The 13,289-nt window shown below is 67.7% G+C and carries 12 protein-coding genes and 1 pseudogene; 11 read left to right on the top strand and 2 right to left on the bottom strand.

What is annotated here, in order from left to right; genetic code table 11:
- The first annotated feature begins 5 nt into the window (after window positions 1-5).
- The 5 genes from OO70_RS03275 (at window position 6) to OO70_RS03255 (ending at window position 5,030) form a co-directional block, all read left to right on the top strand.
- The gene (locus OO70_RS03275; RefSeq protein ID WP_199827232.1) at window positions 6-743 is read left to right on the top strand and encodes an ABC transporter ATP-binding protein; all 738 of its coding nucleotides are present in this window, start codon (window positions 6-8) and stop codon (window positions 741-743) included.
- A 139-nt stretch (window positions 744-882) separates the two neighbouring features.
- On the top strand, window positions 883-1,833 hold the full coding sequence (locus OO70_RS03270) for an NAD(P)-dependent oxidoreductase (RefSeq protein ID WP_043663291.1): 951 nt from the start codon (window positions 883-885) through the stop codon (window positions 1,831-1,833).
- Window positions 1,830-3,077, top strand: coding sequence for a M24 family metallopeptidase (locus tag OO70_RS03265; protein WP_043663288.1), 1,248 nt, complete (start codon window positions 1,830-1,832; stop codon window positions 3,075-3,077). The genes OO70_RS03270 and OO70_RS03265 overlap by 4 nt, the downstream gene beginning before the upstream one ends.
- A gap of 10 nt (window positions 3,078-3,087) precedes the next feature.
- Window positions 3,088-4,068: a thiamine pyrophosphate-dependent dehydrogenase E1 component subunit alpha gene (locus OO70_RS03260; RefSeq protein ID WP_043663285.1), complete on the top strand. Its 981-nt coding sequence runs from the start codon at window positions 3,088-3,090 to the stop codon at window positions 4,066-4,068.
- Window positions 4,056-5,030 (top strand): alpha-ketoacid dehydrogenase subunit beta, encoded by a 975-nt coding sequence (locus tag OO70_RS03255; protein ID WP_043663283.1) that lies wholly within the window; start codon window positions 4,056-4,058, stop codon window positions 5,028-5,030. Before OO70_RS03260 ends, OO70_RS03255 begins: the two co-directional genes overlap by 13 nt.
- Before the next feature lie 191 nt (window positions 5,031-5,221).
- Here the strand turns inward: OO70_RS03255 and OO70_RS51740 are convergent, their stop codons facing one another.
- Window positions 5,222-5,383, bottom strand: coding sequence for a hypothetical protein (locus tag OO70_RS51740; protein ID WP_234336681.1), 162 nt, complete (start codon window positions 5,381-5,383; stop codon window positions 5,222-5,224).
- A gap of 157 nt (window positions 5,384-5,540) precedes the next feature.
- Between OO70_RS51740 and OO70_RS03245 the strand changes: the two genes are divergently transcribed.
- The 6 genes and pseudogenes from OO70_RS03245 (at window position 5,541) to OO70_RS03225 (ending at window position 12,327) form a co-directional block, all read left to right on the top strand.
- Window positions 5,541-6,290, top strand: coding sequence for an IS5/IS1182 family transposase (locus tag OO70_RS03245; RefSeq protein WP_043663281.1), 750 nt, complete (start codon window positions 5,541-5,543; stop codon window positions 6,288-6,290).
- Between the two features lie 196 nt (window positions 6,291-6,486).
- Entirely contained in the window at window positions 6,487-7,035 is a 549-nt protein-coding gene (locus OO70_RS52040; protein ID WP_078651210.1) for a GNAT family N-acetyltransferase, read from the top strand.
- Window positions 7,036-7,192: 157 nt separating this feature from the next.
- The gene (locus OO70_RS03240; protein ID WP_043663279.1) at window positions 7,193-8,878 is read left to right on the top strand and encodes an ISAzo13 family transposase; all 1,686 of its coding nucleotides are present in this window, start codon (window positions 7,193-7,195) and stop codon (window positions 8,876-8,878) included.
- A gap of 229 nt (window positions 8,879-9,107) precedes the next feature.
- A pseudogene (locus OO70_RS03235) lies at window positions 9,108-9,551 on the top strand (transposase); the annotation flags it as partial.
- Between the two features lie 796 nt (window positions 9,552-10,347).
- The gene (locus tag OO70_RS03230) at window positions 10,348-11,886 is read left to right on the top strand and encodes a hypothetical protein (RefSeq protein ID WP_043663715.1); all 1,539 of its coding nucleotides are present in this window, start codon (window positions 10,348-10,350) and stop codon (window positions 11,884-11,886) included.
- Between the two features lie 147 nt (window positions 11,887-12,033).
- Window positions 12,034-12,327, top strand: a complete 294-nt coding sequence (locus tag OO70_RS03225) for a DUF6207 family protein (protein ID WP_324604830.1) — start codon at window positions 12,034-12,036, stop codon at window positions 12,325-12,327.
- A 61-nt stretch (window positions 12,328-12,388) separates the two neighbouring features.
- Here the strand turns inward: OO70_RS03225 and lexA are convergent, their stop codons facing one another.
- Window positions 12,389-13,060 carry a transcriptional repressor LexA gene (gene lexA, locus OO70_RS03220; RefSeq protein ID WP_063749669.1) on the bottom strand — a complete coding sequence of 224 codons (672 nt, stop codon included), beginning with the start codon at window positions 13,058-13,060 and terminating at the stop codon, window positions 12,389-12,391.
- Window positions 13,061-13,289: the final 229 nt, after the last annotated feature.

The following is a 13,289-nucleotide window of genomic DNA, read 5'->3' as shown; positions in this document are numbered from 1 at the left end:
ACGGCGTGCCGGACCTGCTCGTCCTCGACCATGTCACCGCGGGATACGGGCTGGGCGACGTGCTGCACGGCGTCGACCTCACCGTGGCCGAGGGCGAGGTCGTCTGTCTCATCGGGCCCAACGGCGCCGGGAAGTCGACGGTCCTGCGCACGGTCAGCGGGCTGCTGCGGCCGGGCGGCGGTCAGGTCCGGCTGCGCGGCGAGCCGGTCGACCACCTGTCGCCGCGCGAACGACTGCTGCGCGGCATCGCCCACGTACCGCAGGAGCGCAGCCTCTTCCCGGCGATGAGCGTCTGGGACAACCTGCTGATGGGCGGCCACATCCTCGACCGCGGTCGGGCCGGGCGGGCGGCCGTGCGTGAGCGGGCGGACACCGTCGCCGAGCAGTTCCCGATCGTCGCCGCCCGCCGCCACGAGGCCGCCGGATCGCTGTCCGGCGGCGAGCAGAAACAGGTCGAACTCGCCCGCGCCCTGATGCTCGACCCGGCGCTCATGCTGCTCGACGAGCCGTCCATCGGCCTCGAACCCCGTGCCCGCCAGGCCGTCTTCGCCACCGTACGCGCCCTGGCCGACGCCGGCCGCTCGATCCTCCTCGTCGAACAGAACGCCCGCTCCGGCCTGGCCGTCGCCGACCGCGCCGCCGTCCTCGAATCCGGCCGCGTCCAGCTGAACGGCACCGGCCGGGCGCTGCTCGCCGACCCGCGGGTGGCCCGGCTCTACTTGGGCGCGAAGGAGGGGGTCTGATGGCCGGCCGCCTCCTGCCCACCCGAGCGACGGCCCGCGCACACGCACGGCGACCGCAGGTCCGGAACAGTCCCGCCCCGGCCACGCACACCGACCTGCGGGCGGCCCGCCCGCACCCCGGCGCGAGGGAGGAAGCCCGATGCCCGACGACTTTCCGCTGATCGGCTGGACCGGCACCGGCCGGATGGGTTTCGCGCTCGCCGGGCGGCTGCTCGACGCGGGAATACCACTGGCGCTGTACAACCGGACCCGGGCCAAGGCCGAGCCGCTGGCCGCGCGGGGCGCCGGGGCGCACGTCGTGCACGACGTGCGACAACTCGGCCCGTGTGACGTCGTGTTCACGATGGTGGCCGGGTCCGACGACTTCGCCGAGGTCACGACGGGCGAACGGGGCCTGCTGACCGCCGACGCGGCACCGGGCGTGATCGTGGACTGCTCGACAGTGGACGCGGAGGTGTCCGCTGCCGTACGGACCGCCGCGGCCAAGACCGGCACCGCGCTGCTGGCCGCACCGATCAGCGGCAACCCCAAGGTGGTCGCCGCGGGCCGGGCGAGCCTGGTGGTGTCCGGTCCCGAGGACACCTTCCGCCGGGTCCTGCCGCTGCTGACGGCGCTGGGCGGCTCGGTCACCTATGTCGGGACCGGCGAGGCGGCCCGGCTGGTCAAGCTGGCCCACAACATGGTGCTGGCCGTCGTGGCGCAGGCGCTCGCCGAGTCGGTCATCCTCGCGGAACGGCACGGCGTGTCCCGGGCGGCATATCTGGAGTTCCTCAACTCCTCGGTGCTGGGCTCGGCATTCAGCCGCTACAAATCGCCCGCGCTGGTGGGCCTCGACTTCACCCCGACCTTCACCACGACGATGCTGCGCAAGGACCTCGACCTGGGGTTGGCCGCCGCCCGCACCGCCGAGGTGCCGATGCCGCTCACAGCCGCAGTCCACCAGCTGGTCCAGGCGGCGGTCGGGGCCGGGCACGGCGGGTCGGACTTCGCCGCGCTGCTGCTGGAGCAGGCCCGCGCGGCTGGGCTGACGCTCACCTCGGAGGACGCCGAGGTGGACGACGGGCTGTCCGGCACGGGGGGCCCGCGATGACCACGGCACCACGGCTCACCCCCGCGCCAGGCCACACCGCGGTCGACTTCGAGCAGCGCGTCGACTTCGACCGCCTGCGCGGCTACCGGCTGGGCCGGGCCCGCGCGGCGCTGGAGGCCAGCGAGCTGGGCGCGCTGCTCGTCTTCGACACCAACAACATCCGCTACCTGACCTCGACGGTGATCGGCGAGTGGGCCCGCGACAAGTTCACCCGCTACGCCCTGCTGACCCGCACCGGCAACCCGTACGTCTGGGACTTCGGCTCCGCCGCCCGCCACCACGAGCTCCACGCCCCCTGGCTGGCCCCCGGCCACAGCCGGGCCGGGCTGCTCGGGCTGCGCGGCGCAATCGCGCCCGAGGCGGGGCTGTTCACCGCCGCCGTACGGGAGATCAAGGCGATCCTCGCCGAGGAGGGAGTCGCGGACCTGCTGGTCGGGGTGGACGCGGCCGAACCGCCGATGCTCTTCGAACTCGCCCGGCAGGGTGTGCGCGCAGCGGACGGCCAGCAGGTCATGCTGGACGCCCGGCAGCTCAAGTCCCCCGACGAGATCACCCTGTTGTCCATGGCCGCCGCGATGGTCGACGGCGTCTACCAGGACATCGCGGAGGCGTTGAAGCCCGGCGTTCGCGAGAACGAGATCGTGGCGCTCGCCAACAAGCGGCTGTACGAGATGGGTTCGGACGATGTCGAGGCGATCAACGCGGTGTCCGGGGAGCGTTGCAACCCGCATCCGCACAACTTCTCCGACCGGCTGATCCGCCCCGGTGACCAGGCGTTCTTCGACGTCATCCAGTCCTTCAACGGCTACCGCACCTGCTACTACCGCACCTTCGCCGTCGGTAGCGCCACCCCGGCCCAGTGCGACGCGTACACCAGGGCGCGCGAGTGGATCGACGCCGCGATCGACCTGGTGAAGCCCGGCGTGAGCACCGACCGGATCGCGCGGGTGTGGCCCGCCGCCACCGAGTTCGGGTTCCGCGACGAAATGGCCGCCTTCGGCCTGCAGTTCGGCCACGGGCTCGGCCTGGGGCTGCACGAGCGGCCCATCATCAGTCGCCTCAACTCCCTTGAGAACCCTAGGGAGATCACCGAGGGCATGATCTTCGCACTGGAGACCTACTGCCCGGCCGCCGACGGCTACTCGGCGGCCCGTATCGAGGAGGAGGTGCTGGTCACCACCGACGGACCGCGCATCCTCACCCGTTTCCCTGCCCAGGAACTGTTCATAGCCAACGCGTACTAAGGATGCACAGATGCCCACGGATGACGAACGGCTCGCGCTGTACGGCGCCCAGACCCGCATCCGGCTCTTCGAGAAGCGCGCCTACGACCTCTTCCTGCGGAACCTGGTCAAGGGCACCAGCCATCTCTCGCTCGGACAGGAGGCCATCGCCGCCGGGTTCGCCGTCGCCATGCGGCCCGATGACTACACCTTCGCCACCTACCGGGGGCACGCCCACGTCCTCGCCCGCGGCGCGCCGATGGCCGCCGTGATGGCCGAACTCCTGGGCCGGGACACCGGGTTGATGGCCGGCAAGGGCGGTTCCATGCACCTGACCAGCGTCCGGCACGGCGCGATGGGCTCGTACGCAATCGTGGGCGCCCATCTGCCGATCGCCGTGGGTGCGGCGTGGAGCGCCCAGTACCGGGGAAGCGGCCAGGTGGCGGTGTGCTTCTTCGGCGACGGGGCGACGAACATCGGTGCCTTCCACGAGGCGCTCAACCTGGCGGTGGTGTGGGAGCTGCCGGTGGTCTTCGTCTGCGAGAACAACCTCTACATGGAGTACACGCCGATCGCTGCCGTCACGGCCGTGCCCCGCCCCGCCGCCGACCGGGCGGCCGCGTACGGGCTGGACGCCGTCGTGGTGGACGGCAACGACGCGGACGCCGTGCACACGGTGGCAGCGGAGTCGCTCACCCGGGCCCGTGACGGCGGCGGCCCGAGCCTGATCGAGGCGCTGACCTACCGGCACGGCGGCCACTCCCGCGCCGACCCGGCGAAGTACCGGCCCCCGCAGGAGGTCGATGCTTGGCTGGCCCGGGACCCAGTGACGGCCTACCGGGAGCGGCTGCTGAAGCACGGCGTGCCGCCCGAGGTGCTCGACGGCCTCGAAGCCGAGGCGCGGCAGGCGGTCGACAAGGCGACCCAGTCCGCCGTGGCAGCACCCCCGCCGTCACCGGGGCGACTGCTCAGCCAGGTATGGGCGAACGGAGGTGCGTCATGGCGCGGTTGACCTACCGCGAGGCCGTACGGCGGGCGATCGCCCAGGAGATGCGGCGGGACGAGCGCGTGGTCTTCCTCGGCGAGGATGTGGCGGCGGCCGGCGGGGTGTTCAAGGCGACGCCGGGCCTGCTGGAGGAGTTCGGGCCGCGCAGGGTGCGGGACACTCCGATCAGCGAACAGGCCATCCTGGGCGCGGCGATGGGCGCGGCGATGACCGGACTGCGGCCGGTCGCCGAGATCATGTTCAGCGACTTCCTCGCCGTGTGCTGGGACATCGTCGCCAACGAGATCGCCAAGACCCGCTATATGACCGACGGTCAGATCTCGCTGCCGCTGGTGATCCGCACCGCGAACGGTGGCGGCCTGCGCTTCGGCGCCCAGCACTCGCAGAGCGTCGAGAACTGGGCGATGGCGGTGCCCGGCCTCAAGGTCGTGGCCCCCGCCGACCCCGCCGACCTGATCGGCCTCTTCGCCGCCGCCGTACGGGATCCGGACCCGGTGCTCTTCTTCGAGCAGAAATCCCTCTACCCGGTCCGGGGCGAGGTGCCGGACGGGGAACTGCTGGACACCCTCGGCACCGCCCGGGTTCTGCGCAACGGAGCCGACGCCACACTCGTCGCCCTCGCCGCGATGGTCCCGCGCGCCCTGGCGGCGGCCGAACTGCTCGCGGCGGACGGCATCGGCTGCACGGTGGTCGACCTGCGGTGCCTGGTGCCACTCGACGTGACAACGGTCCTGGACGCGGTGGCCATCACGGGCCGGCTCTTCACCGTCGAGGAGAACCCCCGGCTGTGCGGCTGGGGCGCCGAAGTCGCGTCGCTGGCCGCCGAGGAGGCCTACGGCGCGCTGACCGGGCCGATCGTCCGCATCACCACCCCGCACATCCCGCTGCCCGCCGCCAACATCTTGGAGGACCTCGCGATGCCGTCCGCCGCGCGGATCGCGGACACCGTGCGCAAATCGCTGGGCTGATGGCAGAAGCCATCCGCTTTCCGTTTCCGAACCTGATCCGTTGGTTCGGCTGTGGTGGGCATTGACTCCGGTCGGCGGCGGGAGAGATGAGCGTGTTCGTCCGCTCCTTCCACTCGTGGAGGTGGCTGGTGCCATCGGTGCTCGGTCGGCTGAAGGCCCGGGAGAAGAAGGTCCGGGAAGAGATCGCGCTGTCACGCGCCGACCCCATCGCGATCAGCCTTGAGCGAGACCTTGAACAACGCCGAGACGTCCTCGCGGTCCCGGCCCTCCACCAGCGCGGCCACCGCCCGGAGCCGCAACGCTTCCTGCGCCGACGGCGACAACTGCCGTGTGTCCCCCACCAGTTCACTCACGTAACATTCAACGACCCGGAACGCTTACCGTTTCGGATCAATGAGCTTCTTCGAGCGGGCCACCGATCGGGTGACGGTCCGTGAAGCGCAACGAGCGAGGCCCCCGGGCAGTTGATCGAGATGTCTGACGCCTCAACCACGCTGCTCAGGGGCCTCGTTGGTCATTTATCCTGCCGCACTCGACCTGCCACATGCGCTCGTGGAGTGGGTCACCATGCTCATCGTCACCCGTGAGGGTGACCGCCGCTGCAAGCTCCGTCCGTCCCAGCGCGCGATAGTGGCACTGGTGTACCTGCGCGAGCACACCACCCTGGCGCAGGTCGCTGCCGGGTTCGGGATCAGCGAGTCCACCGCCCACGCCTACACCAGCGCGGTCATCGACCTCCTCGCCGACCGTGCACCGGGCCTGCTGAAGGTCCTACGCGAGCAGGATCCGGACTTCGTCCTCCTGGACGGCACGCTCGCCGAGTGCGACCGGGTCGGCGACGGACGGGCCGACTACTCCCACAAGCACCGCCGGCACGGGGGGAACGTGCAGGTAGTCACCGATCCGGACGGCCGGCTGCTGTGGCTCTCGCCCGCGCTGCCGGGCCGCTCCCACGACCTGACCGCCGCCCGCACCCACCGGATCATCCGCATCTGCGAGCGCCAGGGCGTCCCCATCCTGGCCGATCTCGCCTACCAGGGCGGTGGCCCCTGGCTGACCACGGGCATCAAACGCAGGCCCCTGCGGGAACTCACCCCTACCGAGAAGACCGTCAACCGGGCTCTGGCCGCGGCACGGGCACCGGTTGAGCGCGGCGTGGCCTGCCTGAAGTCCTGGCGGATCTTCCGCAGGTTCCGCTGCAGCCCCAATCGCATGACGTCAATCGCCAAAGCCATTCTCACCCTGGAGCGGCAACGCTGAAGAGGCTCAATAATATGGATCAAGAAAGCCCGACGCAACGTCCGCGACTACGAACACTTCCGGGAGCACTCAGAAGCCCACCTGACCTGGACACTCATTACCCTCATGACCCGAAGGCTCACCCGCAAAGAGCCCCGGAGGAACTGGTCGAAGAAATCTTGATGTTGCCCCAACTGAATGCTGATACCGTCGCCCTATGGACCTGACTGACAGTACAGTAATGAAAATAGAAATAAAACCGGAACATGAGATTAATTCAAGCACTAACCAAAATCTTCGAGAGCTACTTAAATCCTGCTTTCCGGAATACCCTTCACGCGCCTACTATAAGCAGCTACCTCATCTTAGATGCCTCGCTTGGGAGCGAGACACCCTAATTGCTCAAGTGGGCATTGATCACCGAATTATCAGGAACGGCGATGCGCCGTTGCGGATTTTCGGGATAATAGACCTTTGCGTGACTTCATCGACACGCTCAAAGGGAATCGCTAGTATTATTTTGACCCAAGTCGAATCCGTGGCACGCTCCTCCAAGGTCGACGTGCTCCTCCTCTTCGCAGACGACCCGCGAGTCTACCTTGCCAATGGATACCGAAAAGTATCAAATCATGTGAAATGGCTCATGATTAACGATCACAAAACTCTCGGGATAACGGAAAAGCCTCTTGGTGAAATGATGGTGAAGATGCTTTCGGATGAGCCATGGAATGAAGGAGTTGTCGACCTCCTCGGCTATCTTTTCTGAGAGGGGCTTTATCTCGACCTTGTCGTCGTATCCGCAGACGCCTGCGGGTCCGACGACATTTTTGGGAAGGCGCGGCGGTCATGAGAAATTGCTAATCCTCTAAGGGCTCGCAGAGAATCAACGTGTTGCTTCGCGTGATCAGGCTCGTTGGTCTGCTATGGATGTTTCCGATGAGGTTCGTGGTCAACTCGCCGTGAAGTTCGGGGTGTTGTTCCCACATCTGGACGAGCGGCAGCGGCGCCTGATGATGGGGGCCGAGGCTCGGATCCTGGGTCACGGCGGTATCCGGGCGGTCGCGCAGGCGGCCCAGGTCAGCGCGACGACGGTCCGCAAAGGCGTGGACGAGTCAGAGGCCGGCGAGGAGCCTCTGGGCCGGGTACGCAGGCCCGGTGGTGGTCGGAAAAAGGCCGTGGACCTTGATCCGGGTCTGCGGCCTGCGCTGCTGGCACTGGTGGAGCCTGACGAACGGGGCGATCCGATGTCGCCGCTGCGCTGGACGGTGAAGTCGACCAGGAACCTCGCGGCCGAGCTCACTCGTCAGGGACACCGGGTGAGCGCCGACACGGTCGGGGACCTGCTGCACAAGGAAGGCTTCAGCCTGCAGGCCAGCGCCAAGACCATCGAGGGCAAGCAGCACCCGGACTGTGACGCCCAGTTCCGCTACATCAACGAGCGAGCCAGGGAGTACATGGGTGCTGGCCAGCCGGTGATCAGTGTGGACGCGAAGAAGAAGGAACTCGTCGGCGACTACAAGAACGCGGGCCGCCAGTGGCGGCCGGCCGGTGAGCCGATCCTGGTCAAGACGCACGATTTCCTGGACCGGCAGGGGCCGGGCAAGGCGATCCCGTACGGGATCTATGACATCGCGGCGAACACCGGCTGGGTCAGCGTCGGCACCGACCACGACACCGCCGCATTCGCTGTCGCCTCCATCCGCCGCTGGTGGCAGGCCCGAGGCCGGCACGACTACCCGGATGCCAACCGTCTGCTGATCACCGCGGACGCGGGCGGGTCCAACGGCTACCGCACCCGTACCTGGAAGACCGAACTCGCAGCCCTGGCCGCCGAGACGGGCCTGAGCATCACGGTCTGCCACATGCCGCCGGGCACCTCGAAATGGAACAAGATCGAGCACCGGCTGTTCTCCCATATCTCCATGAACTGGCGTGGCCGCCCACTGACCAGCCATGACGTCATCGTGAACAGCATCGCGGCGACCACCACCCGCACCGGGCTGAAAGTCCACGCCGAACTCGACCCAGGCACCTACGCCACGGGCATCAAGGTCACCGACAGCGATATCGACGCTCTGCCCATGCACCGACACCGCTTCCACGGCGACTGGAACTACACCCTCCACCCTCAACCCCGCGACACCCCAGCCGATGTGGCCAAGAACCCGCAGTCAACTGCCCCCTCCCCGCAGCCCGGCACTGGGTATCTGCGCAACCCGGAGCTGACCGGGATGCCCGAACCGGCACTGGACCAACTCGCCAACAAACTCACCGCGAAACTCGATGAGTTACGTGAGCAAGGACGGTTCCAGCAGCGAGGGGGTGAGCGCATGCGTGCTCGCGGCGCTGGGGCCAAGGACAAGCTGACCACCGCCGAAAGAATCCTGGCCACCGTGCTATACCTGCGCAAACTCGGCACCAGAGACCTGCTCGCCCAAGTCTTCGGAGTCAACGGCAGCACCCTTACCAGGGCCGTTCGCCAAGTCCAGCCCCTCCCGGCCGAGCACGGCTACACCATCCCACCCTCGACAGCCAGGATCCGCACGCCCGCCGACGTCACCGCGTTCCTCGCGAACAGCAGCCCCACGCAGATCAAATCGACACGTTGATTCTCTGCGAGCCCTTAGCCTCGCCAACTCACTCCAGTCCGTGCTTGACCAGCGCAAAGCCCTCGCCGCGAGGATCGAGGAACTCCTGGAGGCCCACCCCAATGGGCAGCGAAGCGAAGCACCGCCAGGCCCACCCGGGCCCTATTGAGGCCTTGAAAGAGACTGCGGGCCTCGCTTCACCTCGGGAGTGGGCTGATAGCCCTGGCTCCACCCAGCGCCTCGAGCGCTAGCAATAGAGCGGGAGTCGGACGCGCCGATCATCCGCAGCTTTCCCGGCCTCGGCTCCCTGACCGGAGCACGGGTCCTCGCGGAGATCGGCGACGACCGAACCCGGTTCGCAAACGCCGGCTCGCTCAAGGCCTACGCCGGAAGCGCACCCGTCACCCGGGCCAGCGGCAAGAGCTGCGTGGTCATGAGCCGCAGGGTCAAGAATCAGCGGCTGGCCGCAGTCGGCTACGTGTGGGCCTTCGTCTCCCTCACCAGGTCACCGGGGGCACGAGCCCACTACGACCGCCGCAAAGAAGCCGGAGACCGCCACGTCGCCGCCCAGCGGAACCTCTTCAATCGCTTCATGGGAATGCTGTTCCACTGCCTCCAGGCTGGAGTGACCTACGACGAGACGAAGGCCTTCCCCAACCAGCGCTCCGCAGAGCTCTCCAACGAGGCAGCTTGACTCCTTGTCCGCGTGGGATGTCTCAGTAGCCGTTCGTGGCACCAGCTCGTCTCACGGGCCTCGGTCTTCGCGGGAGCTCGGGCGGCTCGGGCGTATCAGGAGGTCACCGTGCGACGGGCTCGCACCACCAACACCAACGAGTGATCAAGTGGCGGGTGTTGACGCGCGACGGTGCTGGACGGCACCTGTCTCGCGGGAGGCATCGGAGCCCGGTTTTCCCAAGGCGTCCGTCCAGCGCCGACGGGCGCCAACACCGTGCCCGTGGTGGTGACTAGCGAGACACCGAGACGCACCGGGCTCACAGGAGACCTCTGCGGGCACGGTCTGTGACGAGGTGTCTTCATCGGTGCCCGCCAGTCACCACCTCACAGCAGAACCGCCCGCCGATCTACGGTGAGGCCACGCGGGCCCGGATGGACGTAGGCATGACGGCCCTGCTGTTCGAACGGCCCGGGTTGTTCTTGACTGGCCCGGAACGTCCTTACACGGGGATTAGACGGTCAGGTCGCCTACCCCACCACGTTTCAGCACCTGCCATACATGCCTGATACCCGCATACGCGCGCTGACCTGTACTCGGAGCCCGGAAGCACTAGATAGCGTTGGCTCAAGTACCGGCGCCGCAGGGTTGGCGCGGTGTGCTCAACTACCGCAACGTCCCAGGTCGGAATGCTCAAGTACCTCGGATTCCTACAACGGCGAGTGCGTGTATCGGCCCACCCTGCCCAACCAGGGCCAGTTGAGGGAAGGTTGGGGGCAGCGACTCGGGGGAGGGATGGGGCGTGGTTGGCGATGAGATGCCGGACGGTCTGACTGCAGCCGAGCTTGGCATGTGGCAGGCGTTCCGCAACGGTTCCATGTACGACCTGCGGACCGGGGATGCAGCGGCGGACGACGTCAACAGTTCATTGGCCTGGGGGCCCGAGCGCACCGTGCGGGCCCGGATCCTCGCTCTCCTGCTCTTGAACGGTCCGTCTCCGCTCCCCGGCAGAGCTGCGGCGTTGAAGATCACAGGGGCACGCATCGCCGGCCCGCTCGACTTGTCGAACTCTCAGATCGACGTGCCCGTCGAGTTGTCCGACTGCCGTTTCGAGGAGACTGTCCGGCTTGTCGACTGCCACATGCGCACGGTCATCTTCGCCGGCTGCGCGATCCCTTCCTTGGAAGCGGCCCGGCTCGTCACGACAGGTGACCTGCAGTTGAGCGGCTCCACGGTATCCGCCGGCATTTCCATACCCCAGGCGCAGATCGGCACCGACCTCACAGTCAACCGGCTGTGCCTGCACCCCGATCGCGAGGCCAGAGCGTGGAACGGCGACGGAATGAACGTCGCGCAGGACTTCAACGCCGAAAGACTCAGCGCCTTCGGCTTGGTGTCGTTGAGAGGTGCGCGTATCGGCGGACAACTCAACTTTCGGGGCGCTGTGTTGGGGCGCGGGGGCGGCCGATGGGCCCTCAATGCCCTGCGTCTCGTCGTTGAGGAGAGCCTGGTGATCTCTGCCTGGGTCGAGCTGGACCCAAACGACGTCCCCGCTCGCGTGGCCCAATGGCGGCGGGCCGTAGTGCACGGCGGGATCCTGTTGGACGGAGCCACATTCGGCAACAGCATCGTCCTGGAGCACGTCAGCCTGCATCTCACCGATGGACAGGAAGTGTCGCTGCGAGGCATTCAGGCGCCCGAGCTGCGGTTCATGCCAGAACGACCGGAACGCGGAAAGATCATCTTGACCAACGCCACAGTGGGCCGTCTGGTCAACAGGGCGGACAGCTGGCCCGGGCCGGGGCGGTTTGATGTGCAGGGCTTCACATACGCGACCCTCGTTCCGGGAGGCCCGTTCCCGCTGGCCGCTCGCCTCGCGTGGGTGACTTCTGCCACCCCCGAATACTCTCCCGAACCATACGACCGGCTGGCAGCGTCGCTTCGGGCATCGGGAGACGATCTCGACGCAAACGACGTCGACCTGGCCAAACTCCGCCGGCGAAGAGAAACGCTGCCCCTGCTGCTTCGAGCGTGGGACGGCTTTCAGGACGCCGTCCTCGGCTACGGCTACCGTCCTGCACGGGGGCTGTTCTGGCTCCTGTCGCTCTGGCTGACCGGGACGCTGTGGTTCGCCTCAAACCCGCCACCTCCGCTGAGCGCGGAAGAGGCACCGCACTGGCAACCCGCCATCTACACCCTCGATCTGCTCCTGCCAGTTCTCGACCTCGGCCAAGAATCAGCGTGGCGCACTGCCGGTGCCTCCCAGTGGATAGCCCTTGCCCTCGTCATCCTTGGCTGGCTCCTGGCCACCATCCTCACAGCCGGTGCCGCAGCAGTAATTTTTCGTCGCAACTAAGCACCGTCGTCCAGGACGAGTCCTCGGTCTCCAGTACGGCAACCACCGAGTCCTGACCGGCTCCGCCATCGAGGAGGTCGCCGCCGCTCAATAGAAGGTCGCCGGAAGTATGGGCTACGGCTGATCCCGTCCACCCGACTCGTTGAGGTGAATCCGGGTCTCGCGGAGAACCCCGTCGTGCACGAAGACGTATGTACAGACGTGGACCCGATCCGAGAAGCGCATGTGTCCGAAGCCGGCCTGCTGGTCGTCGACGTGGCCGGTCTTGACGACGACACCGTCCTCGCGTTCCAGGCCGCGATCGCCCGAACCTGGGGGACCGCGACCGCGGACCGCACTACGCGGGATGTCGGCCAGCCCGGAGTACGGCTGCGCCTGTACGTCGACCTGCGGCAGAACATGGCACCCGGAACGCCTGCGAGCCCAATCCGGGGCTCATAAGCATTCGGGGGTGGCGTCGGCAACAGGCTCCGCCGCCCCGTCGCCTCGAGCCCGCCTCGGCTCAGAGCAGGCGCAGGACGCCGACGACCTTGCCGAGGATCTGCGCCTCGTCACCGGGGATCGGCTGGTAGGCGGGGTTGCGGGGCATCAGCATCACCTGCCCGTCCTGTCGGCGCAGAACCTTGACGGTGGCCTCGTCGTCCAGGAGCGCGGCGACGATGTCTCCGTGGTCGGCGCTGTCCTGGCGCCGTACGGTCACGATGTCGCCGTCACAGATCGCGGCGCCGATCATGCTGTCTCCGGTGACCGTCAGGGCGAACAAGTCACCGTCGCCCACGACTTGACGGGGCATGGCGTAGACGTCCCCGACCATCTCCTCGGCGAGCAGGGGTGCGCCGGCGGCGATGCGTCCGACCAGCGGCACGTCGACCCGCGCCGCGCTCCTGCTGTCCAGCTCGGGTGCCCACGTGGGCCGGATCCGGTAGGCGCGGGGACGGTGCGGGTCGCGGTAGAGGACGCCCTTGCTCTCCAGGGCCATCAACTGGTGTGCGACCGAGGAGGTACTGGCGAGGTGGACGGCCTGGCCGATCTCCCGCATCGACGGCGGGTAGCCCTGCCGGTCGACCGCTTCCCTGATGTAGCGGACGATGTCCGACTGGCGGTCCGTCAGCTCACCCTCAGCGGTCCGGGGCCCCGGTGGACGGCCCCTACGGGCCGGCACGCTGCTGTCCATCCGGGCACCTCCGTACAAGATCTCCTAGATCGCGACCCTAACCCGCCCCCTCCTGGAAATGGAACACTGTTTCGACTCCATTCGGGGACTGCGGACCGGTACAACGGACTCGCTGTGACTGGTCGAGGTAGTTGTCACCTGGTCACAACGTCTGTCACGCTCCCCAGACCTCAGTCTCGCGAGCCGAGTTGAGCCGAGAAGGCCACGCGCGACCAAGATGCCGACGTGC

The sequence above is a fragment of the Streptomyces xylophagus genome, from assembly GCF_000716435.1.
Classification (GTDB): domain Bacteria; phylum Actinomycetota; class Actinomycetes; order Streptomycetales; family Streptomycetaceae; genus Streptomyces; species Streptomyces xylophagus.
This window is presented reverse-complemented; position numbering and strand designations above follow the sequence as displayed.